This is a genomic window from Streptomyces sp. WAC03905 (genome assembly GCF_057371075.1).
In genome coordinates this window covers 211,228-233,283 of sequence record NZ_JBXYDZ010000003.1, presented here as the reverse complement: position 1 = coordinate 233,283, position 22,056 = coordinate 211,228, and the positions used below count along the sequence as shown (strand labels likewise).

The following is a 22,056-nucleotide window of genomic DNA, read 5'->3' as shown; positions in this document are numbered from 1 at the left end:
GCCGCCCACGCCTCAGCCGAGACGGGTGAGCCTGGTGCCGACCGAGGGCTCCGCCAGGGCTCGCTGGACCGCGACCGGAACGCTTCTGGCGCCCTCGCCCTCGCCGGCCGTGAGGACGCCGACCTCCGTGCCCGCCTTGGCGGTGTGCGGCAGCGGCCCGTCGCCGGCCGTCAGCGACAGCTTGAACCGCTGACCGGGCACGCTGACCACCTCCAGGTCCTTGACGGCCACGAGCGGGACGCGCCCGCCGAGCCCGTCGTCCACGTGCCCGACGACGTCGCCCTTGCGGACGAGCACGGTGGAGGCGAGCGCCGCACGCATCGACTCGATGATCTTCTTGCTGTTCGTCTTCACGAGGGCCAGGCTGTTGAGGGCGTCCTGGTCGGGCGCGGGCGCGCGCTGCTCCATCAAGGCCCCCAGCATCAACTGGTCCTTGTCGCCGACCCGCTTGTAGGCCGCCCACACGAACGTTCCACCGGCGGGTGTGCTGGAACCGGTCTTGATGCCGCGGATGCTCAGCGACGACTCCGTGAGCAGGTGGTTGTTGTTGACGAGCTTCTCGCCCAGGCCCTTGATGCTGGCCTCGGGCAGGGCGACGATCGCGCGGAAGGCATCGTCCTTCATCACCGCCTCGGCGAGCTTGATCTGGTCGGCGGCGGTGCTGACGGTGCCCGCGTCCAGACCGCTGGGGTCGGTGTAGACGGTGTCCTTCATGCCGAGTTCCCGGGCGGCGGCGTTCATCTTCTCGACGAAGGCGGCCTCGGAGTCGGTGCCCGTGTCCCAGCGCGCCAGCAGGCGGGCGACGTTGTTGCCCGAGGGGATCATGAGCATCTTCAGCATGTCCTGCTGGCTGAACTTCGAGCCGGCGGTCAGGCCCGTGATCCGGGACTCGTGCTCGGAATTGCCGTCCGCCACGGTCTTCGCGTCGACCGTGATGTCCGGGCCGGGCTCGGTTTTGCGCAGCGGATGGCCCTTGAGGACCACGTAGGCCGTCATGATCTTGGCGACGCTGGCCGTCGGGACGGGCTTCTGCTCGCCGAAGGTGCCGATGTCGCCGGAGCCGACGACGCGCACGGCGCCCTGTCCCGCGCCGGGCCAGGGCAGGGAGAACTGACCGTCCACGGTGTGCTCGGCCTCGGCGGCGACCAGCCGGGGGTCGGGGAGCGGCCGCAGCATCTGACCGCCGATGCAGGCGCCGGCGAGCAGCAGCAGGATCGGCGTCCACACCTTGACGCGGCGCAGCGCGGTCCGCCGGGGGGTTTCCGGCGGGGCGGGGGTGTTGGTCAGCTCGGCCAGCAGGTCCAGCGGGGGCAGCGGCGTCGGAACGGGCGCCTGCGACTGGGGCTGCGACTGGGGCTGCGACTGGGGCTGCGGCCGGGGGCGGGACGCGGCGGGGGGCGGGACGTCGACGTCCTTGAGCGCGACGAACCTGCTCGTCCGCTCGGAGTCGGTGTCCGCGGCCGCGCCGTCCTCGGCCTCGGCCTTCGCCTTGGCCCACCCGGGCACGCGCGGCCCACCGGTGTCCTTGTCCTTCTCACCTCCGCCGTCGGCACGCCCCTTACCGCGCCCGGCCTCCTCCTCGGACTCTGCCTCCGGCTCACCGGCACCGCGCGCGGGCACCTTGAGCATCCGCGTGGCGTCGTCCGCCGCGGGGGTTTCGCCGTCCGCCGTCGTCCGAGCCTCCGAGGCCGCCGTGCGGGCGTCGGTGGCGCGCGGGGGCATTTTCAGCATGCGCGTGGCGCTGTCCGCCTGCGGGGCCTCGTCGTCCGCGTCGATGTCGTCGGGCCCGTCGGCGTCGGCCGGCTTCGACTTCGGGGCGGCCGTGTCCGCGTCGTCGGAGGTGTCGCTGGCGCGCGGGGGCGCCTTGAGTACGCGCGTGGCGTCGTCGTCCTTCGGGGGCGCGGGGTCCGCGTCGGCGTCGGCCGGCTTCGTCTTCGGGGTTGCCGTGTCCGTGGCGTCGGTGGCGCGCGCGGGCATTTTCAGCATGCGCGTGGCGCTGTCCCCCTGCGGGGCCTCGTCGTCCGCGTCGATGTCGTCGGGCCCGTCGGCGTCGGCCGGCTTCGACTTCGGGGCGGCCGTGTCCGCGTCGTCGGAGGTGTCGCTGGCGCGCGGGGGCGCCTTGAGTACGCGCGTGGCGTCGTCGCCCGCCGGGGGTTCGTCGTCCGCGTTCGTGTCTTCCGGGCGGTCGGCCCCCGCGGCTGGCTCGTCTCCGGAGGCGGTGCTGTCGGGGGCGTCGGCCGTGTCCTTGCTGGTCGGGCCTTCAGGAGCGTCCTCCTCCGGGTCCGTAGCGCCGGGCTCGGCCTCGGGCTCGGGTTCCTCGGCAGGAGGTGCCGCGGCGTCATCGGGGGACTCCGGCGACGCCGAACCGCCGTCCGCGGGCTCGGACTGCGCCGCCGCCCGGTCCCCCGGCGCCGCATCCGCACCCGCACCGGCCTCCGGGTCCGTGGACGTCTCGTCAGGGCCCGCCCCCGCGACGGTGGTTCCCTCGATCTTCGGGTCGTCCGAGGAACCGCCCGCCACCGTTACCGCCTTCATCCCAGCCCCGCCTTGCCGCTCACACTGTGCAGATACCGTTCGGCGGCGCCCGAAGAGGGCCCCGCCGCACTGCTAGATGCCGCCCGTGCACCCCGCGTTCCCAGACGCCGATCTTGTGACCGTTCGGTCATATTCGGTGAGTACGGCTACTCATGACCGCGCCCCCGCCCCCGCCGACGATGGACCGCGACACCACAGCAACACCACCGCACCACCACCGAACGGGACCGTCCATGCTCAGCCGAATCGCCTCCGCCCTGGTCCCCGCCTTCGGGCGGCTGACCGTCACCGCCGACCCCGGTGCCGGGTCCGCCTCCGGTTCGATCCTCGTGGCCAACCACACCTCGCTCGCCGACCCCGCCGTCGTCGTGGCGGCACTGCGCCGGCACGGCATCGAACCCGTCATCCTGGCCACCGCCGGCCTGTGGCGCGTACCGCTCCTCGGGCCGGCGCTGCGCCGCGAGGGGCACATCGCCGTCCACCGCGGTACGACCCGGGCCGCGGACTCCCTGGACGCCGCCGCGGTGGCCCTCGCCTCGGGCCGCAGCGTGCTGCTCTACGGCGAAGGCGGCCTTCCCGCGCGCCGCGACGCGGGGGAGTCCGCGCCGGGTCCCTTCCGCAGCGGCCTGGCCCGCCTCGCCGCCGCTACCGGCGCCCCCGTGGTGCCCGTGGGACAGGCCGGCTCCCGCCGCCTCTGCTCCGGCAGCAGCGCCAAGCAGCTCGCGGGGGTCTTCACGGCGCCGCTGCGCCGGCCCTGCCTCCACGTCCACATCGGATCGCCGCTGCGGCTCCCCACCCCGGTGCCCGAGGCGACGGACCGGGCCCGGGAGGCCGTCACCGCGGCCTGGCGCACCGCGGCGTCCGCCGTCGGGGAGACCTGCGCGGACGCATGACGGGGCCTCAGCCGGTGCGGTGCCCGAGCAGGACATGGGCCGCGGCCTCCCGGTCCGCGTCAGTGTCGACGAAGGACACGACCAGCGGGCTGCTGCCCGTCGGACCGCCGGCCGTCGCGCGCAGCCGGTAGCGCTCCACACGGACCTCCCCGCGGGCGAGCGGCCCGCCACCCGTGAACAGTGAGAGGGGCTTGGCATCGTTCGCGACGCGCAGCCCGGCCGCCCGCCACGTCCCGGACGCCGGTTCGAACCGCTCCAGCAGCAGGCCCGGCCCGCTGCCCGGCGCGTCCGCCGGTCCGCCGACCAGGGCCTCCATCTGGAAGGCGACGAGCAGATGCCGGTACGCGGCGGAGTTCCCGTTCCGCAGGGTCACGGTGAACTCCTGGGCCGCGCCGCCGCGTACGAGGGCGAGCCGGCCGCCGCGCGTGTCGACCGAGACGGTCAGCCGGGTCGGAGCCGGAGGTGGCGTCGACGCGTGCCGGGACGGCGTCGGCGTCGGCTGTGGCCACGACACCGGCGGGGACGCCGACGGAGTTCCGGCCCCCGCGGTCGCAGCCGGGCCCGTGGCCGACACCGGAGGGAAGGCCGATGGCGCCACCGACGCCGCCGGGACCGGGGACTCCCTTCGCTGCTGCGGCCCGCAGGCGGCGGAGCCGACGAGCAGGACGAGGGCCGCGGCCGCGGCGCACAGGCCGCCGCCGGGCACGCCGCCGGGCACGCGGACTCTGGGTATGGGCACGGTTCCCCCGGGGTCGACGACGCGAGGAACCTAACAAGCCGGTGCCGGGCCGACGAGCCCGATCGGGCCTCGGGGCGGCGTCGGTTCGGTCACGGAGGACCGGACCGCCCGCTCAGCCGAGGGGCTTCTCGAAGCTGAAGGCGGTCACGGCCATCCGCTCGCGGAAGTAGAAGCGGTGGGCGTCGGTCCGCTGGGTGCCGGAATCCAGCGTGAGGGCGGTGCACCGGGCGTCCCGGGCGTGCTGCTCCAGATGTGCGAGCAGCGCCCGGCCCACACCGCCGGAACGGGCGGTGGCGGACGTGACGAGGTCGTCGACGTACAGCTTGCGGATCATGGACGTGGTGGCCACGACCCGCCAGCCCGCCGCACCCACGCACACCCCGTCCGCGTCGTAGGCCGCGGTGAAGCGCAGGCCCTGGCCCCTCCCCTCCTCGACGACCGAGAGGAAGAGCTCCTCGGTGAGGTGGGGACGCAGCTCGAGCAGGACGGGGAGCAGATCGGTGGTGAGCCGGGCGTCGCCGGGCTCAAGGTCGATGATCTTCATGGCGGCAGGGTACGGGGCCTCCGCTCCTGGACCGGCCCCCTGGTTCGCCGCACGCGTCCACCCCGGCGGGACGCGCCGTCCGCATGCCGGACAGCGGCCACGGGTGTCGGACCCCGGCCCTACTCTTGATCACGTGAGCCCGACGCCTGACGACCACCCGGCCCCCGAACGCTCCCTCGCCGAGATCAACGCCGACATCCGCTGTCTCTTCGCACGCGCAGAGGGCCGCCTCTCCGACGCGGAACGGATCCGCCACGCCGGGCTCCTCCAGGAATGGGCCGCCGCGATGCGCGCCTCGGTGGTCCCGGCCGCCTAGGCGGTGTCCCGCCAGGCCCGGTAGACCCCGTCGGGGTCCGCGAGCGCCTGTTCGGCGTACTCCTCGAAGTCCAGGTTCCCCAGGGTGAGGTTCGCGTGGGCGCAGTGCACCCCGGCCGGAACGGTCCGGAACTCCACGGGTGCGGGGGAGTCGAGGAGTTCCTGGTAGTACTCGGGATCCAGATCCTCCTCCTCGGGCCTGACATCGAGGGCGAGCAACGCCCGCTGCGCGGACCGCATCGTGACCCGGTCGGCGACGAAGACCACACTCAGCTCCTCGTCGCGGCCGACCGCGGCGAGCACTTCCTCGGACGCGGCACCGGCCCAGACGGGGTCGTCGACGACGTGGACGTCGGACTCGTGCTCCCCGTCGTCGCCCCACGGCTGATGCAGGGCCGCCAGCACCTCCCGCCAGGCGGCCTCGTCCTCGTAGTCGGTCCTGATGACCAGTGCGCTGAACTCTCCACGTCCGACCACCTCGGGCAACATGTCGGTCCCTCCCTCCGCAACGGCTGCACGCCGGATGCCATCATGATGCCGTGACGACAACACCTGATCCGCGCCCCGACGGCGCCACCCTCGACGGGCTGCGGGACGCGTTCCCGGCCGAGTGGCGCGAGCCGGCGCTCGGTTACCCGGCGGTCGAGGCGTGGGAGGCGGCGAACGGGGTGACGCTGCCGGAGCCGTACCGGTCGTTCGTCGCCGAGGTCGGCAACGGGGTCCGCCCGGGCCCGTACGGCGTCGGGATGCAGCCGCTGGGGCAGTTGCCCGCCTGCTGGCCCGCGGGGGAGCCGCGGCGACCGGGCGCGGCGTTCCCGTTGCAGGAGGAGTGGATCTGGGAGGAGGACGAGTCCGCCGACGACGGTGCGGACGCCCGGATCGGCACGGTGTTCACCCACGGCTCGATCGTGCTCCGCGCCCAGGACGACCGGGCGTTCTGGCTCCTGGTGACCACCGGACCGCAGCGCGGCCGGGTGTGGCTCGTCACGGACGTCGGCGCCTCCCCCACCCCCGACGGCGAACCGGCGGACTTCGCCGAGTGGGTGAGGCGCGGACGAACCGGCGAGGACGTGTGGGCCGGCGCCTGAGCAGGCGCCGCAGCCAGTGATGCCGGCGTCACGGGCGTCCCGGGTCAGGGCGGCGTGCGGTGCGAAGGAGTCGAAGCCGTGGAACGCGCCCGGCAACGTCTCGGCCGTGCCGACGTCGGGTACGCCGCGCCGGGGGCGGCCCGGGAGAGTGGCCCCGCCTCGGGCGGCGAGGCGTGCGGGCGCGCCGCCGCCCGGTGGTTCGGCGCCGACCCCCTTCAGGTCGTGTCGTCAAAGTCCCGTCCGGCCGCCGGCCCCGCCCTCCGCGCGGGCCGACGCTACTCTGACGACCCTTCCTGGGGCGCCTGCGCCGCCCGGGAGCGCAGGAGGCGCTTGTCCGGTTTGCCGCGCGGGGTCAGGGGGACGTCCTGGACCCAGAACACCGCCGTGGGTCGATGGGCGCGGGCCAGCCGCCGTTCCACCAGGTCGCACGCCTCGTCGGCCGCGCCCGGCTCCGGCGCCCGGCCCCCGGCCGGGACGAGGAAGGCGCACACCTCCTCCCCGGTGCGGTCGCTGTGCCGGCCCACCACCACCGCCTGCGCCACGGCGGGATGCCCGGTGAGCGCCGCCTCGACCGGGAGGCAGTACACGTTGTCCCCGTCGACCATCACCACGTCCGCGGCCCGGTCGTCGAGGTGGAGGTAGCCGTCCCCGTCCAGGTGCCCCAGGTCTCCGGTCCGCAGCCAGCCGTCCCGCAGCACCTGCGCCGTCAGTTCGGGACCGCCCCAGTAGCCGGACATCACGGCCTGCGACCGCACCCACACCTCCCCCGTGCGCCCGGCCGCCACCACCCCGCCCCGCTCGTCGCGGACCTCGGCCTCCACACCCTCGACGGGCCGGCCGACCGAAGCCAGCAGTTCCGGCCGCCGCCCCACCGCCGCGTCGTGGTCGGCGGGTGTCAGCCGGCAGATCACCCCCGCCTCGTTCGATCCGTAGCCCTGCCGCCACCGGCCGCCCCAGCGCGTCACCGCCTCCCGCAGTCGTTCCGGATGGACCGGGGAGTCCCCGTACGAGACGAGCTCCAGCCCCGGCACCCCGTGCGCGGTCACCGGATCGTCCAGCAGCCGGTACACCATCGACGTCGTCAGGTACGTCGACACCGGCCCCAGGCGCAGGCAGGCCGCCGCGAACTCCCGCGTGCCGAAAGGCTCCAGGATCTCCACGCGTCCCCCGGCCCGGAACTGCTCCAGGCACCGGCCCCCGGACCGCTGCGCGAGCGAGGTGACCGACAGGTAGTCCGTCTTCGCCCAGCCCGCCGGCCGTGCGGAGTTCCGCGCGGCCATCGCACCGAAGGTCGAGGCCACCCCCTTGGGTCGCCCCGTCGTCCCGCCGGTGTACGTCACCCGTGCCACGTCGTCGTCCCGCGCCGCCACGGACACCGGTTCGGCCGCCGCCCGCCCGCGGGCGTCGCCGACGGCCGCGTCCAGGCCCAGCAGGCGCACCCCCGTGGCGGGCACCGGCACGTCGTGCACCACGAGGTCCGGCCGGCAGTCCCGCAGGATGAACTCCAGCCCGACCAGGGCGGGTCCGGCGAGGACCTGCGTCAGCCGGGCACCCAGCAGGTGCGCGGCGATCCGTACCAGCAGCACCTCCGGCCGGTTCGTGCCCGCCACACAGGCCAGTCCCGAGCCGCGCCCGATCCCCGCGTCGGCCAGCACGCCGGCGAGCCGCCAGGACGCGTCGAGCACCTCCTGGAACTCCAGCACGACCGGCCCGGTGCCGGGGGCGTCGCCGCTGCCCAGCGCGGGCCGCCACGCATGGCGTTCGAACGCCTCGACCAGCTCCAAGACATACCGCGCGGCCACCATCCGCGATCCGCCTCTCCCCGTACCGTGCGCGATGGTACGGGGAGAGGCGGACCCGCCCGCCCCACCACACCGGCGGCCCACTCCACGAGAGGCCGGGCCACCGGCATCATGGGCGGCATGACGACCGAATCCCGTGCTCGTTCATTCAGCTCCGCGGCCGCGCGCTACGCCGCGAACCGCCCCTCGTATCCGCCCGAGCTCTTCGGCGTGCTGGAGCAACTGGCCGGGTTCCCCCTGGCCGGCGCCCGCGTCGCCGATGTAGGGGCGGGTACGGGAATCGCCACCTCCCTGCTGGAGGCCCGCGGCGCCCGCGTCGTCGGGGTGGAGCCGGGCGAGGGCATGGCCGCCGAGTTCCGGCGCCGCAACCCCCGCACACCGCTGGTCCGCGCGGACGGCAACCGGCTGCCGCTGACCTCCGGATGCCTGGACCTGCTCACGTACGCGCAGTCCTGGCACTGGACCGATCCGGACCGTGCGGTCCCCGAGGCGCTGCGCGTGCTGCGGCCGGGCGGGGCACTGGCGATCTGGCACAACGACCCGGACGTCACGGTCGCATGGATCGCGCAGCAGCAGGCACGGATCGAGGCCCGCTTCGGGCCCGGCTGGTACATCAACGAACGTGCCCGGCCGCAGGACGGGCTGCGGTTCACCGGCCGTCACCTGTCGTGGTCGCGCCGGGTCCCCGTCGACACGCACCTGGCCAAGCTGTCCACCCACTCCCTGTTCCTCGTCGGCGAGCCCGGCACCGACGCCTTCCTGAGCGACGAACGCGCCCTCCTCATGGGCCGCTTCCCCGACGGCTGGGTGGAGGAGCACTACGTGGTCGAGGTGAACGTGGCCGTCCGCGAGGGGTAGGCCAGCGGCGAGCGGGGGCGGCCGGAGGGGCACCACGCAGGGGCGATGGGCCGATCGGGTGAAGCACCGGAACCAGCGGCCGCCCCGCCCGTTGATCAAGGCGCTCACCCCCATGCACTCGTGTCATAAGGACCCCTGATGCTCAAGAAGATTATGGCCACCGCCGCCGCCACCGCCTCCATCGTCGGCGCGGGCGCCGCCGTTGCCGCCCCGGCCATGGCCATCGGCAACGACAACGGGATCAACACCGTCAACGGCAACGGTGCCCAGCAGATCTACGGCAACCAGAAGACCGAGGGCGACCTCAGCCCGCAGCTCGGCCTGGTCCAGGGCACCCTGAACAAGCCGTGCATCGGCCTGCCGGCGAAGGTCAACGCCCAGTCGATCCTCGCCCTGATCAACGTCGGCGTCCAGGACATCAACGTCCTGTCGAACCCGCAGAACCAGCAGTGCACCGAGAACTCCACCCAGGCCAAGGGCGACGAGCCGCTCTCCCACATCCTGGACAACATCCCGGTCCTCTCCGGCAACCTCTCGGCCGGCAGCTGACGCAGTCCCCTTGTGCGAGCCGGGGCCTCCGACGCCTGCGCGAGTGCCCACGGGGCCCCGGCTTGTTCCACCCGGATCCGCCGATCCGACCTCCGAACGGCGCGCGCCGGCCCGACGGCCGGCGACGTGGGCACCGAACCGCACACCGCAGAGCCTCCCGCCCGACCGGGCCGGAGGCTCTGTCGCGTGCGGCGTACCGCGTACCGCGCCTCGCGTGCCGGGCTCCGCTGTCCGCCGGGTCGCCCGCACGGTGATCGGGGTGCGGCGCCGCGACGTGGGAAACCGGCTGCGCGCTGTCGCGTCCGGTAGCTTCGGTCCATGACCACTGAGCCGCAGAGCTTCGAGATCCTGGTGGTGCCCGAGCACATCGAGAACCTCCGTGGTGCCTCCCCGGCGGACCGCGCGCTGCGGTCGGCCGTGGTCGAGGCGACCGGCGAGCAGGGGGCTTCCGGGTACCCGCGCTACCGGGGGCAGGGCATGGAGGCCGACATCGACCCGGAGACCCGCAGCATCGAGGGTCTGCTCGTGGACGGCGCGGAGCTGGACTACGGGCTGATCGCCATGATCGCCCCCGAGGACAGGGGCCGGGAAAGCCGGAAGGAGTCGCGCACGGACGGGTGAACCCGGGCGTTTCGGTCGAATTGATGTTGGCCGGGAGCGGGCCAGCGCCGGCCGGGTGCGGCGCCGTAGCGTCCTTTCCACAGGGAAGAACGTGACTGGCGCGCATCGAGGGAGACCGACGGATGACCAAGCCCGTTCCCCAGCAGACGAGTTCACGCCCCGCCGTCCAGGAGGTACTGGACCGTGCGGTGAGCGGGGCCGGCCTCCCCGGCATGGTCGCCGAGGTCCAGGACCGCCGGGGCCGGTGGTTCGGTGCGGCGGGGGTGGCCGACACCGCCACCGGCCGTGAGCGGATCCCCGAGGAGCAGTACCGCATCGGGAGCACCACCAAGACCTTCACGGCCACCCTCGCCCTGCTGCTCGCAGCCGAGCGCAAGCTCTCCCTGGACGACACCGTCGAGCACTGGCTCCCCGGCCTGGTCGAGGGCAACGGCAACGACGCGGGCGCGATCACCGTCCGGCACCTGCTCGGCATGACCAGCGGGCTCTTCAACTACTCCGTGGACGAGGGGCTGCTGTCCCGCCACTACGGCCCGGCCTTCCTGGAGCACCGCTACGACCGCTTCAGCCCCGAGCAGCTGGTGGCGACCGCCACCGCCCACGCCCCGGACTTCGCACCGGGCGAGGGCTGGACGTACAGCAACACCGGCTACGTCCTGATCGGCCTCATCATCGAGCGGGCGACCGGCCGGACCTTCGCCCACCAGGTGGAGCAGCGCATCGCCCGCCCGCTGGAGCTGACCGGCACCTACGTGCCGGGTCCCGCCGAGCACGGGCTGCGCGGACCGCACGCCCGGCTCTACAGCAAGAACTTCCTCACCACGCCCGACGCCGAGATCCACGACGTGACCGAGCTGGACGCCAGCTTCGCCTGGTCGGCCGGCGGGATGGTGTCCACGGCCGGCGACCTGAACCGGTTCTTCGCCGAGCTGCTGGGCGGCCGGCTGCTGCCGCCCGCCCAGCAGGAGGAGATGTTCGCCGCCCGCCCGACGCCCGAGGGCAAGTGGATCCCCGGCGCCTCCTACGGCCTGGGCATGTCGTCGATGACGGTGTCCTCGGGCGCGACGGTCTGGGGCATGGGCGGCGCCATCAACGGCTCGTTCTGCTACACCTACGGCACCCGTGACGGCGAGCACCTCGTCGCCCAGAGCGTCAACGGCGACTGGGGCGACCCGATCGGTCTGTTCACGCAGGTCCTCGACGCCGAGTTCGCCGACGGGAGCCCCGTGTGAGGTCAGGCGTCCGGCCCGGCCCCGTGGGACGGGGGCCGGGCCGGACCCGGGCGGTTCAGGCGGGCATCAGCTCACCTGGAGGGTGACGTCGTCCACGACGAAGGAGGTCTGCAGGGACTGGTCCTCCACGCCGTTGAACTTCAGGGTGACGGTCTGACCGGCGTACGCCGACAGGTCGTAGGACTTCTCGACGTAGCCGGTGTTCGCGTCCAGGTTGGAGAAGGACGCCAGCGTCTGGCCCGCCACGGACACGGTGAACCGGTCGTAGACGACGTTCTCGTCCTCGTCCGTGTCGATGTGCAGGAAGAAGCCGAGGCGGTACGAGGCGCAGCCCGAGGGGACGGTCAGCGTCTGGGAGGCGCTGTCCGTGTGGGTGGACCCGTACCCGGCGAGCCAGGCCTTGTAGCTGCCGCCGTGCGGGGCCTGACCGGACTGGTTGGTGATGACGCCCGCGGTGGCGCTCCACGGGCTGGAGCCGTTCTCGAAGCCGCCGTTGACCACCACCTGGCGCGGGGTGCAGGAGCCGCCGCCGGTGACGGTGAGGGTGTACGTGGTGGTGTGGCTGACGGTGCCGGAGCCGGTGATGGTGAGGGTGTATGTGCCGGGGGCGGTGCTCGCCCCGACCTGTACGGACAGGGCGGAGGAGCTGCCGGACTGGACGGAGGACGGGCTCAGCGTCGCCGTCACGCCGTTCGGCGCGCCGGAGACGGAGAGCGCGACGGTCTGGGCCGCGCCGCTCACGGTCGCGGTGTTCACCGTCGCCGAGGCGGAGCCGCCGGGGGCCGCGCTGCCCGCGGACGGGTTGACGGCGACGGAGAAGTCCTGCGCCGGTGTCTCACCGCCGACGGCCTGCTTCCAGACGGCGTAGGCGACGCCGTCGGCGCTGCGGTTCAGCACGGTGGCGTTGATGTTGTTCGTCGTGTCGCAGGAGCTGTGGTAGCAGGGGTCGTACGCGGCGTTCGCGGTGCCGCCCCACTTCGAGGCCTGCGCCGAGGTCTTGCGGGCGCTGGCTCCGGCCGCGTAGCCGGAGGTGGGGATGCCGCCCTGCTGGAAGGAGTAGTCGTCGCTGCGGCCCTGGCCCTCGGTGTTCTCCTCCGGTGCCAGGTTCAGCGAGGTCCAGTACGCCTTGAGGGGCGCGGCGGTGGCGGAGTTGAGGTTGTTGATGAAGTAGCCGCCGTTGGTCGAGCCGACCATGTCGAAGTTGTAGTAGCCCTTGATCGCCGCGCGCTGGGCGCTGCTGAGCTGGTTGACGTAGAACTCGGAGCCGTTGAGGCCCTGCTCCTCGTCGGTCCACCAGGCGAAGCGCACGTGCTTGGTCATCGTCGGGTTCTTCTGGGCGAGGACGAGGGCGTTCTCCAGCAGGGTCGCGGAGCCCGAACCGTTGTCGTTGATGCCGGGGCCGGCGGAGACGCCGTCCAGGTGGGCGCCGAACATGACGGTCTGGTCGGCGGGGCCGCCCGGCCAGTCGGCGATCAGGTTGTTGGAGGGGTAGGTGCACGTGGTGCAGTTCTGCTCGGTGACCGTGTACCCGGCGGCCTGGAGCTTGCCCTTCACGTAGGCCAGCGACTGGGTGTAGCCGGCGCTGCCCGCGCGGCGGTGGCCGCCGTTCTGGCCGGCGATGGTGTTGAACTGCGCCAGGTGCGCCTGCACCTTGGCGACGTCGATGTCCGGCGGGTCGTTGCCCGGCTGGGTCCCGCCGACGTTCAGCGTGTAGTCGACGGTGTGGGACAGGGTCGTGCCCTGGCCCTTGACGACGACGGTGGACGTGCCGGGCGCGGCGTTGGACGTGGCGGTCAGGGTCAGCACGGAGGACTGGCCGGACTGCACGGTCGCCGGGTTGAAGGAGGCGCTCACCCCGGCGGGCAGGCCCGAGGCGGTCAGCGTCACCGACTGGGCGGTGCCGGTGGTGACGGTGGTGCCGACGGTGGTGGTGACCGTACCGCCCTGCTGGACGGTGCCCGAGGACGGGCTCAGCGACATCGAGAAGTCGTTGTTCTGGCCGCTCGGGGTGCAGGTCGGGTCGGCGCTCTGGGCGGGCACGCTGATGCCGTCCCAGGCCGCCTTGGTCCTGGTGAAGAGGTCACAGGTGGCGTCCAGCGACTTGGCCGCGTTGAGCGTCGCCGTACGGTACTTCTTGTACGACATGCTGCTGGTCTTGAGCAGCATGCCGCCGTAGAAGATCTTGCCCGCGTTCTGCACGCCGACACCGGTGAGCGAGGTGCCGTTGCAGGTACTGCTGTTGGGCTTGCCGCCGCCGGGGCTCGTGCCCTCGGCCAGCAGGTAGAACCAGTGGTTCAGGGGTCCGGCGGCCGCGTGGACCTCCGTGCCGGGTATCGCGGAGCTGTAGCAGGCCGGGTCGTTGTTGACGGCCGGCGGGTTGTACATGTTGCGGATCGGGCCGCGCCCCTGGAGGTTGATCACCTCGCCGACGGTGTAGTCCGGGGTGTCGTACGGGGCCGGTTCGTTGGCGAAGGCCTCGGTCAGCGCGCCGAAGATGTCGCCGGTGGCCTCGCCCAGCCCGGACTCCTGGCCGCTGGTGCCGCCGGGGGTGTTGGAGTCGATGGCGTGCCCGTACTCGTGGGCCACCACGTCGATGCCGGCGATCCACTCGTTGGCGCTGTTGCGCCCGATGGTGACCGAGCTGCCGTCCCAGTAGGCGTTGAGGTCGCTGAGGCCGACCTTGGCGGGGAAGCTGCGGCCGTTGCCGCTGACGCCGTTGCGGCCCAGCCACTGCGAGAGCATGTCCCACTGCTTCTGCGCGGCGAACATCAGGTCGACGCAGCCGGTCTCCTTGCTCGTGGGGTTGCCGGTGCCCCAGGAGTCGGAGGACTTGGTGAAGACCGTGCCCGTGCTGTAGTCGGCGCAGCTCAGGCCGGTGCGGTTCGGGTCCCGCAGGGTGTAGGTGGAGCCCGAGTTGGTGGTGTCGATGGTGATCGGGCCGGGACCGTTCCACTTGCTGTTGCCGGTGCCCGCCACCACGTCGTCGTAGCTGTCGACGAAGGCGCCGGTTCGCGCGTCGACGAAGACGTGGAGCTTGCTGGGCGCACTCCGGGTACGGCCGCTCAGCACGGTCTCCCAGGCCAGCACCGGCTTGTCGTCCTTGAGCCGGACGACGAGCCGGCTGCTCTCGACCTTGTCGACCGCGGCGAGTTTCGTCCGCGACGTGGCCTCGGCGTCCTTCGCGGACACCGACGGCCGGGTCGCGACGTCGATGCGGACGGAGGAGGCCGATTGGAGGGCGCGGACCTTCCCGGCGCCGTCCGCGAGGACGACCGCGTCGCCGCCGACGACCGGCAGACCGCGGTAGCTGCGCTCGTACGACACCGAATAGAGGTCCTTCACCCAGGGGGTGACGAGTCGTCGCTCGTACTGCTCCTGCGAGGAGTTGACCAGGGAGTCGAGACCGCTGTCGACGGCCTGGTCGGCGGCCGCGACCGCGCGTGCGGCGGGGGTGTCCTGCTGGGACGGTCCGGGCTGCGCCTGCTGCGCTGCCGATGCCGTCCCGGCCAGGGCGCCGGCGAGGCTCGCGGTCAGCGCCATCGCTGCCACGGCCGCCGTCCATCTGGTGGGCTGCAACGTCCACTCCGATCGTGGGGGGTGCGGGGATGAGTGGGTGTTCGTTCGCGGCCGAGTATGAGCGTGGACATGACGAGAATGGGACATCTCGGCAGGCATAAGGTCCGCGTTATGGTGCGGTCGCGGCGGCCTGCGTACGCTGCCCGGATGCAGCTGGAGTTGAGGCATCTGCAAGCCGTCCTCCGGATAGCGGAGGCGGGCAGTCTGGGGGGCGCGGCGCGGCGGCTGGGAGTCTCGCAGCCGGCCCTGTCCGCCCAGCTGAGGCGCATCGAACGGGTCACCGGGGGCGACCTGTTCGTACGGGGACGCGGCGGCGTGGAGCCCACGGCGCTGGGGCAGTTCGTCCTGGCGAAGGCGCGGCGCGTACTGAGCGAGATGGACGCCCTGGGAGCGGAGGCGCGCGCCATCTCCGCCGGCGGCCCGCTGCGCCTCGGCTGCATCCTGCTCGTGCTGCTCGACGGTCTCCTGGCTCAGACGGACCTGTCGATGTCGGGCCGGGAGATCGCCGTGGACCTGGAGGACTCGGTCACCGCTCTGGCCCGGATGCTCGGCGCGGGACGCTACGACGCGATCGTCTACGGCGAGGTCAACGACCACGAAGTGCCGTTACCGGAGGGGACTTTGGCCAGGACGCTGATTCCGAAGGAGCCGTTCGGGATCCGGCTGTCCGCGCGGCATCCGCTGGCCGGCCTGGACCGTGTCGACCTGGCCGACCTCGCGGGGGAGTCGTGGATGACCCCCGTGGAGGACGACGACGGCGGTCCCGAGGCCCTGGTCGCGGCCTGCGCGGCGGCCGGGTTCAGCCCCTCACTGCGTTACCGGATCACCGACCGCAAGATGCACTACGACCTGGTCGCGGCCGGCCGGGCGGTCTCGCTGTGCCAGCCGACGGCCCCGACGGCGGAGGGTACGGTGATGCGCCCGCTCGTCGGCAGCCCCATCACCGGACGCATCCGCCTCGCCTGGAACCGCTCTGCCCTCTCGGCCGGGCAGGCGGGCCGGCTCTACGGCGCGGCGGCCCGCGCCTACCTGGCCAACGTCGACAACAACCGCTTCCACCGCGAGTGGTGGGACGCGCACCCGGAGGTGCACCCGGTCATCGACTGACCGGCCGGGTGCCCCGGGCCGGGGTGCCGTCAGCCGCGGCGGTGGGCGGTCAGCAGCAGGTACTCCCACTCCATGACGCCGTCCGTGGTGTGCTCGGCGGCGAGGGCGTCGAGCGCCGCGTCCAGGGCCGCGACCTTCTCCGGATCGTCGCCCACCGCGCGGTACACGGCGATGGTCGGCCCGTAGCAGGCCTTGAAGAACTCCCGGAAGTCCGAAGGGTTCTTGAACATGGTCACGGGGATCGTCCGGCGGCGCGCGACCACGTCGGTGACCGCGTCGCCGAGCAGCTCGTGGACGTACTCCTCGCTGCCCCACAGCGGCGGCGGCTGCACCCCGGGCGGGGGCGGCGGGGCGTACGGCTTCATCGTGGCGAACAGCCGGCCGACGAACCCCTCGGGCGTCCAGTTGACCAGCCCGACCGTCCCGCCCGCCCGGCAGACGCGCAGCATCTCCTCGGCGGCGGTGCGGTGGTGCGGGGCGAACATGATGCCGATGCAGGACATGACCACGTCGAACTCGCCGTCGGCGAAGGGCAGGTCCTCCGCGTCGGCCTCCTGCCACTCCAGCCGCGCGCCCTGTACGGCGGCCAGGTGACGTCCGACCTCCAGCAGTTCGGGGGTCAGGTCGGTCGCGACGACGTCCGCGCCCGCCTGCGCCGCCGGGATGGCGGCGTTGCCGGACCCAGCGGCGATGTCGAGGACCCGGTCACCGATCTGGATCCCGCACTCCTTCACCAGCAGGGGGCCCAGCCGGGAGACGACGTGGGAGGCCACGGACGGGTAGTCGCCCATGGCCCACATCGCCCGGTGCTTGGCCTTCAGGGTGCGGTCGGCCTGCCGCGCCTCGCTCGCATCGGTCATGACAGCCGTCCTCCAGCGCTCGAAGCGGTCCTTCCCCGAGCCTAGGGACGTTCGCGCGGACCGGCTCGTCGGCGGAGCCACCCGGGTGGCTCCGCCGCGTCGGCCGGGTCAGCCACGGTCCGTGGGGCCGCCGAAGTCACGCGCGAAGCCCTCGCGGAAACCGGGGCGGTCCAGCGCGTCCTCGAAGGCCCGGGCGGCGCGTGCGAGCGCCGTCGCGTTCTCCTGGGCGGCGGTGAGTTCGGCGAGGTACGCGCGCAGGCTCAGTCCGCGGTCGGCGGCGAGCGCGGCGAGCCGGTCGCGCACGTCGGTGTCGACCTCGACGGTGGTGGTGTCGGCCATCCTCCGAGTATGCGCGTCCGGCGCCCGCCCGTGGGCCCGTTCGCTCCCGCCCGCCCCCCCGCACCCGCCCTCTCCCGGCTGTCCGGGCTATCCGGCCCAGCGTCCGGTGAGAAAGGTGACGGCCACCGTCGTGCACAGCGGCCCCGCGACGTACAGGTAGGCGCTGCGCACCCGGGGGCGGCGCATGCTCCAGCCCGCCAGGGCGATCCACAGCGGCCACCAGAGCAGGGTGGAACGGGGTACCGAGGTGTACCAGTAGGACGTACCCAGGGCCCACAGGGTGAGGGCGATGTACAGGGCCTCCGGCCAGCGGCGGCCCCGTACCAGCACGGCCAGGAGGACCAGGCCGGTCACCATGGCCAGCAGCTCCGCCTGCGACATCAGCGCGTAGCCCGTGGGCTGGGTGTGCCCGAAGGCGGCCGTCCAGGTGTGCGACCAGGCCTCCCACGGCAGGTGGAAATCCCGGTACCAGCCCCGCTCCTGGGAGTGCTTCCAGGCCATCCAGTCACCGGTCCGGCTGTGCAGGTACCAGCTGTGCAGCACGGGTGCGAGGGCCGGCAGGAACAGCCAGGGGGCGGACCGCCAGGCGGCCCGGGTGCGGGCCGTCAGGAAGAAGTGGAGGGCGAGCGCGGCGGCGAGGAACAGGCCCGTGACCCGCACCGAGCAGGCCAGGCAGGCCAGGACCGAGGCCGCGGCCCAGTTCCGGCGCTGTGCCGCCAGCCAGGCGGGCAGGGCCAGGGCCAGGAAGAGCGCCTCGGTGTAGCCGGCGGCGAGGAACACCGCACACGGCGAGACCAGCAGGAAGGTCACCGCGCGCCGGCCCGCCTCCTGGTCGCCCAGCAGACCGCGGGCGATGCGGGCCAGGGCCACGACGGCGACGCCCCCGGCGATGAAGGAGACCAGGGCCCCGGACGCGGCCCAGGACGGGACGACCGTGTGCACGGCGCGCAGGACGAGGGGGAAACCGGGCAGGAAGGCCTCCCTGTTGTCCCAGCCGATCGTCCAGGGCCCGGCCCCGTCGGGGAAGTAGCCGTCCTCGGCTATGCGGAGGTAGAACGTCCAGTCCCATTGCTGCCATGGCGCGAGCAGAGACGGGGGCCGGCGGCTCTCCCCGTCCGGCGGGAACAGCATGCCGACGGCGCAGGCGGTGGACCAGATGCCGACGCGCGTCACCAGGTACAGCCACAGCACCTCCCGGTCGGCCGGGCCGGGCCACCGCGGGGCGGGGAACGTCCGGCGGGGCCGAGGAGAGGCGGGACGGCCCGCGGGGGCGGGCCGCGAGCGGGGGGTCGGGGACGGCCGAGGCGGGGACGAAACGGGCATAAGAGATCTCCTGGGCCGTCTGAGGGTGTGCGGAACCGCCGGCCGGGGAGAGCCGGGGCCGGTGCCCGCGGGCGGCGGGTACGGGCTGTGGTGCGGGCTGTGGTGAAGGCGGGCGGGGAGTGCCGGGCCGGTGCGGCGGGCGGGACGCCGCTACGGAGGCGGCTGCGTCGTCGCCGTGGGCGCGCCCGGGTACCTCGTTCCCTGGGGCGGGCGGGGGCTCATCGTCCCGGTGGGGTCGGGGTCACCCGTGCCCGCGGTCGCGGAGGGCGGCGGACTCAGGGCCGTGGCGGTGCTGCCCGCCGTCGAGGTGCTCTGCGCCGTCGACGTGCTCTGAGCGGAGGGCGCAGGGGAGGTCGGGGCGGAGGTCGGCAGGCCGGACGGGGCGACCGGAGAGGGGGTCGTCGCCGGGAGCGTCGGCCGGCCGGAGTCCTGCGGCAGGAACGCGGCCAGCGCCGCGCCGGATCCGCCGAGGAGCAGGCAGCAGGCGGCGGCGATGCCCACGATGCGGCGCCGTCGGACCACGTCGCCGCGCTCTTCGATCGCGGCGACGGGCGGAAGGGTGCTCGCGGACTGTCCGGCGGCGGCCGCGGCGCGGAAGGCCGACCGCAGCGGGTCGTGGGACTCAGGCATCGGGAGCCTCCTCGGTGCGCGGATCCTGCAGGTGACGGGAGAGGGCGGCGCGGCCGCGGGAGAGGTGCGTCTTGACCGTGCTCGCGGACAGCGAGGTCTCGGCGGCGATCTGTTCGACGGTCAGGTCGCACAGATAGTGCAGCGCCATCGTGCGGCGCTGCTTCAGGGGCAGTTGCCGCAGCGCCCCGACGAGGGCCACGGCCTCGGGTCCGGGCCCCTCCACGTGCGGCGCGGGAGCGGTGCGCCGCCAGGCCTCGGCGCTGCGTCGGCGCACCCGCCAGCGGCTGACCGCGAGCCGCCACGCGACGGTACGGATCCAGGCCTCGGGGCGGCCGTCCCGGTCCAGCTGGCGCCGGTGGCCCCAGCCGCGGACGAAGGCCTCCTGCACCACGTCCTGCGCCTCGTGGTGGTCACCGAGCATCACGTACAGCTGTCCTGTGAGCCTTCCCGCCGCTTGTGCGTAGAACGCTTCGAACTCCTCGACGGTCAAAAATCGCTCCCGAATCCATGTGTCCCTCTCACCGGGCATACGCCCGGCGCACCGCGTCCGGTCGACATCGGACGACAGGAAATTCTGTGACTGCGGTCACATGGGACCCGGGCGACTCGTCGTCGCGTCGGTCGCGGTGGGCCCGGAACGGCGGAAGGGCCCGGTTCCACCAGGATCCGGGCCCTTCCGAGCGCGGCGTCCGGGGGACCCCCCTTCGGCGGATTTTCCGGTGAGGGCCGCCCGGCAAGTCCGTACAAGGGCGAATTCCCGCCGCGCAGGCGTGATCATTCCCCCTGGTGACCGTGCGTGCAGGCGTGTACCTTCTCCGGTAGCTGTCGTGGTTCCAAGTGCCTTGCCCGCGCCTTCTGGTGTGGGCAGTTTTGCTGTGTTGTGCCGTAGGACCAGGGCGATCACCTCCGTCCTCCACGCCGTGTGGGGGACGTACGTCAACGGGAAGGCATGAACATGGCTACGGGAACCGTGAAGTGGTTCAACTCCGAGAAGGGCTTCGGCTTCATCGCCCAGGACGGTGGCGGCCCGGACGTCTTCGCCCACTACTCGGCGATCAACGCCACGGGCTACCGTGAGCTCCAGGAGGGTCAGGCCGTGACCTTCGACATCACCCAGGGCCAGAAGGGCCCGCAGGCGGAGAACATCACCCCCGCCTGATCCCCGGCCGGCCCGGGCTGCTGTCCGGACCCCGGAGAACCGTTTCCTCCCCTGGTGTGAACCGGGGGAGTGGACGATCAGGGCCGTGCGGCACCGCCGCACGGCCCTGATGCGTGCACGGCCCGGGAGGCCCGCCGGCGCGAGCTCCCCGATCCGCACGGCCGCGCCGACGACGCCGAGCGCGACCGTCGCGACCCCCGACGCCGCCAGCACGCACCGGCAGCCCTGACCGGGCCGGGGCGCTGCTCTCCTGCTCGGGTCGGCAAAGGCTGAAAGCGGGTGACCGAGGCGGGTGAGGCATCGGAGTGGCGCTGCGTGTACCGGGGGCGTGTCGTGAGCGGGGCAGCCTGGTGGCGCCTATCTTGCTCGTGATCCCTCGGATGTGGAGATGAGATGAGAATCGTTTCAAGAGCAGGCGGCGCCTGCGCTCTCCTTGCGCTGGGCCTCGTCATCGTACCGAGCACCGCACAGGCCGACGCTTCCACGCTGCCCGCCGCGCTCGCCTGTGATGCTGAGGTTCTCAAGGACGCCATCGATGCCGCCAACGCCGTCGGCGGCGGCACCATTCGCTTGGCTCCCCGCTGCACCTACACCCTCACGGCCGTGGACAACACCGGCCCCAGCGGCGATGCCAACGGCCTGCCGTTGATCACCACTCCGATCGCTCTTGTCGGCGGCCGAGGCACGGTCATCGAACGCTCCGCTGCCGCCCCCAGGTTTCGCATCTTCGAAGTCACCGGCCCGGCAGGTGCCCTCACCCTGGAGGGCATCGGTCGCGACCGGGAACACGGTAACGGCCGGGACCACCGTGATGACGGCCATGGGTCCGCCACCGCGCTCCAGAGCGGCACGGACCGCAAAGACCGCCGGAGCTGCCGGGACGGATCGGAGCTGACCATCCGAGGCGGCAGCAGCACGGACGACGGGGGCGCCGTCTTCGTCGCGGCCGGCCAGAGGCTGGCTCTCGAATGTGCCGCACTCACCGGCAACCACGCTGACGACGACGGCGGTGCCATCTTCAATGAAGGCATCACCACAAGCCGCAGCAGCACCTTCAGCGGTAACACCGCCGACGGCGACGGCGGCGCCGTCCACAACACCGGGCGGCTGGACATCGGCGTCTCGGAACTCGCCCGCAACAGAGCCGCCGTCGGGGGCGCCATCCGCAACGACAGCGGCGGTTCGGTGAAGCTCGCCAAGAGTGTGATCAGCCGCAACTCCACCACCAGCGGCAGCGGCGGCGGCGTCTTCTCATCCGGAACGCTGGACGTCGAGGACAGCAGCGTCACCCACAACATGTCGGCGAATGACGGCGGCGGCATCTTCCACAACCCCGGCACTCTGTCCCTGCGCATGAGCACCATCAGCGACAACACCACGGCCGACGACGGCGGCGGTCTCGATCTCAATGGCAACGCCGTGATCGAGGACAGCAAGATCACGAACAACAGGTCCGGTGACGACGGGGGCGGCATGTTCATCCCCTCCGGCGGCAATCATGTCGCGGTCCGTGACTCAAAGATCCTCCGCAACCGGGCCGTAGGCAGTGACAGCCAGGGGGGCGGCATCATCCTCTTCAGCGGCAGCTTCCTCACCCTCACGGACACCGACGTGCAGAACAACACCGCCGTGCTGCCCGCCGGCGGCATCCAGAACAGCGGCACGGTCACTCCTTACGGCAGAGTCCGCGTCACCGGCAACCAACCCACCAACTGCCAAGGGAGTTCGGTGCCCGTCCCCGGCTGCCTGGGCTGACGCGCCCCGCCGAGCCGAGCCGGTCGGCACGCGCACGCCACGTACACGGGCGACTCGGGGGCAAGAGCCCGTCCCGCAGTGGCCCTGCCATGGCAGGGCCACTGCCATGTCCGGCCAGACCCATCGAAGCG

21 protein-coding genes are annotated in these 22,056 nt (G+C 72.9%); 10 read left to right on the top strand and 11 right to left on the bottom strand.

Features of this window, described 5'->3' with window-relative positions:
- Positions 1 to 12: 12 nt before the first annotated feature.
- Positions 13 to 2,535: a D-alanyl-D-alanine carboxypeptidase family protein gene (locus tag AC2RP6_RS03995; protein ID WP_486444851.1), complete on the bottom strand. Its 2,523-nt coding sequence runs from the start codon at positions 2,533 to 2,535 to the stop codon at positions 13 to 15.
- Between the two features lie 233 nt (positions 2,536 to 2,768).
- Between AC2RP6_RS03995 and AC2RP6_RS03990 the strand changes: the two genes are divergently transcribed.
- A complete protein-coding gene (locus AC2RP6_RS03990) occupies positions 2,769 to 3,428 on the top strand; it encodes a lysophospholipid acyltransferase family protein (RefSeq protein ID WP_486444850.1) in 660 nt (219 codons plus the stop codon).
- Between the two features lie 7 nt (positions 3,429 to 3,435).
- Here the strand turns inward: AC2RP6_RS03990 and AC2RP6_RS03985 are convergent, their stop codons facing one another.
- Both AC2RP6_RS03985 and AC2RP6_RS03980 read right to left on the bottom strand, forming a co-directional pair.
- Complete coding sequence (locus tag AC2RP6_RS03985; protein WP_486444849.1) at positions 3,436 to 4,167, bottom strand: hypothetical protein; 732 nt, start codon at positions 4,165 to 4,167, stop codon at positions 3,436 to 3,438.
- 112 nt (positions 4,168 to 4,279) lie between these two features.
- Positions 4,280 to 4,711: a GNAT family N-acetyltransferase gene (locus AC2RP6_RS03980; RefSeq protein ID WP_486444848.1), complete on the bottom strand. Its 432-nt coding sequence runs from the start codon at positions 4,709 to 4,711 to the stop codon at positions 4,280 to 4,282.
- A gap of 133 nt (positions 4,712 to 4,844) precedes the next feature.
- Here AC2RP6_RS03980 and AC2RP6_RS03975 point away from each other — a divergent pair, with 133 nt between their 5' ends.
- Entirely contained in the window at positions 4,845 to 5,027 is a 183-nt protein-coding gene (locus AC2RP6_RS03975) for a hypothetical protein (protein ID WP_486444847.1), read from the top strand.
- On the opposite strand, the gene AC2RP6_RS03970 is transcribed toward AC2RP6_RS03975, so the two are convergent.
- Positions 5,024 to 5,515, bottom strand: a complete 492-nt coding sequence (locus AC2RP6_RS03970; RefSeq protein ID WP_486444846.1) for a DUF6924 domain-containing protein — start codon at positions 5,513 to 5,515, stop codon at positions 5,024 to 5,026. The genes AC2RP6_RS03975 and AC2RP6_RS03970 overlap by 4 nt on opposite strands.
- Positions 5,516 to 5,565: 50 nt before the next feature.
- On the opposite strand from AC2RP6_RS03970, the gene AC2RP6_RS03965 reads away from it, so the two are divergent.
- Complete coding sequence (locus AC2RP6_RS03965; RefSeq protein ID WP_486444845.1) at positions 5,566 to 6,114, top strand: SMI1/KNR4 family protein; 549 nt, start codon at positions 5,566 to 5,568, stop codon at positions 6,112 to 6,114.
- 275 nt (positions 6,115 to 6,389) lie between these two features.
- Here the strand turns inward: AC2RP6_RS03965 and AC2RP6_RS03960 are convergent, their stop codons facing one another.
- Positions 6,390 to 7,919 (bottom strand): AMP-binding protein, encoded by a 1,530-nt coding sequence (locus AC2RP6_RS03960; RefSeq protein WP_486444844.1) that lies wholly within the window; start codon positions 7,917 to 7,919, stop codon positions 6,390 to 6,392.
- Positions 7,920 to 8,036: 117 nt separating this feature from the next.
- Here AC2RP6_RS03960 and AC2RP6_RS03955 point away from each other — a divergent pair, with 117 nt between their 5' ends.
- From AC2RP6_RS03955 to AC2RP6_RS03940, 4 genes are all read left to right on the top strand, one after another.
- Positions 8,037 to 8,774 (top strand): class I SAM-dependent methyltransferase, encoded by a 738-nt coding sequence (locus AC2RP6_RS03955; RefSeq protein ID WP_486444843.1) that lies wholly within the window; start codon positions 8,037 to 8,039, stop codon positions 8,772 to 8,774.
- Between the two features lie 138 nt (positions 8,775 to 8,912).
- A complete protein-coding gene (locus tag AC2RP6_RS03950) occupies positions 8,913 to 9,323 on the top strand; it encodes a rodlin (RefSeq protein ID WP_486444842.1) in 411 nt (136 codons plus the stop codon).
- A gap of 318 nt (positions 9,324 to 9,641) precedes the next feature.
- A complete protein-coding gene (locus tag AC2RP6_RS03945; protein ID WP_486444841.1) occupies positions 9,642 to 9,944 on the top strand; it encodes a hypothetical protein in 303 nt (100 codons plus the stop codon).
- A gap of 122 nt (positions 9,945 to 10,066) precedes the next feature.
- Positions 10,067 to 11,176, top strand: coding sequence for a serine hydrolase domain-containing protein (locus AC2RP6_RS03940; RefSeq protein WP_486444840.1), 1,110 nt, complete (start codon positions 10,067 to 10,069; stop codon positions 11,174 to 11,176).
- Between the two features lie 66 nt (positions 11,177 to 11,242).
- Here the strand turns inward: AC2RP6_RS03940 and AC2RP6_RS03935 are convergent, their stop codons facing one another.
- Complete coding sequence (locus tag AC2RP6_RS03935; RefSeq protein WP_486450218.1) at positions 11,243 to 14,716, bottom strand: M28 family peptidase; 3,474 nt, start codon at positions 14,714 to 14,716, stop codon at positions 11,243 to 11,245.
- Positions 14,717 to 14,899: 183 nt separating this feature from the next.
- On the opposite strand from AC2RP6_RS03935, the gene AC2RP6_RS03930 reads away from it, so the two are divergent.
- The gene (locus AC2RP6_RS03930) at positions 14,900 to 15,859 is read left to right on the top strand and encodes a LysR family transcriptional regulator (RefSeq protein ID WP_486444839.1); all 960 of its coding nucleotides are present in this window, start codon (positions 14,900 to 14,902) and stop codon (positions 15,857 to 15,859) included.
- A gap of 29 nt (positions 15,860 to 15,888) precedes the next feature.
- On the opposite strand, the gene AC2RP6_RS03925 is transcribed toward AC2RP6_RS03930, so the two are convergent.
- From AC2RP6_RS03925 to AC2RP6_RS03905, 5 genes are all read right to left on the bottom strand, one after another.
- Complete coding sequence (locus AC2RP6_RS03925; protein WP_486444838.1) at positions 15,889 to 16,719, bottom strand: class I SAM-dependent methyltransferase; 831 nt, start codon at positions 16,717 to 16,719, stop codon at positions 15,889 to 15,891.
- Between the two features lie 108 nt (positions 16,720 to 16,827).
- Positions 16,828 to 17,058 carry an antitoxin MazE7 gene (locus AC2RP6_RS03920; RefSeq protein WP_486444837.1) on the bottom strand — a complete coding sequence of 77 codons (231 nt, stop codon included), beginning with the start codon at positions 17,056 to 17,058 and terminating at the stop codon, positions 16,828 to 16,830.
- 87 nt (positions 17,059 to 17,145) lie between these two features.
- Complete coding sequence (locus AC2RP6_RS03915) at positions 17,146 to 18,381, bottom strand: mannosyltransferase family protein (RefSeq protein WP_486444836.1); 1,236 nt, start codon at positions 18,379 to 18,381, stop codon at positions 17,146 to 17,148.
- A 150-nt stretch (positions 18,382 to 18,531) separates the two neighbouring features.
- Positions 18,532 to 19,011: a hypothetical protein gene (locus AC2RP6_RS03910; protein ID WP_486444835.1), complete on the bottom strand. Its 480-nt coding sequence runs from the start codon at positions 19,009 to 19,011 to the stop codon at positions 18,532 to 18,534.
- Positions 19,004 to 19,540, bottom strand: a complete 537-nt coding sequence (locus AC2RP6_RS03905; protein WP_486444834.1) for a SigE family RNA polymerase sigma factor — start codon at positions 19,538 to 19,540, stop codon at positions 19,004 to 19,006. The genes AC2RP6_RS03910 and AC2RP6_RS03905 overlap by 8 nt, the downstream gene beginning before the upstream one ends.
- Before the next feature lie 426 nt (positions 19,541 to 19,966).
- On the opposite strand from AC2RP6_RS03905, the gene AC2RP6_RS03900 reads away from it, so the two are divergent.
- Both AC2RP6_RS03900 and AC2RP6_RS03895 read left to right on the top strand, forming a co-directional pair.
- Positions 19,967 to 20,170: a cold-shock protein gene (locus tag AC2RP6_RS03900; protein WP_030036890.1), complete on the top strand. Its 204-nt coding sequence runs from the start codon at positions 19,967 to 19,969 to the stop codon at positions 20,168 to 20,170.
- A 393-nt stretch (positions 20,171 to 20,563) separates the two neighbouring features.
- Positions 20,564 to 21,925: a hypothetical protein gene (locus AC2RP6_RS03895; protein ID WP_486444833.1), complete on the top strand. Its 1,362-nt coding sequence runs from the start codon at positions 20,564 to 20,566 to the stop codon at positions 21,923 to 21,925.
- The last annotated feature ends 131 nt before the right edge of the window (positions 21,926 to 22,056 follow it).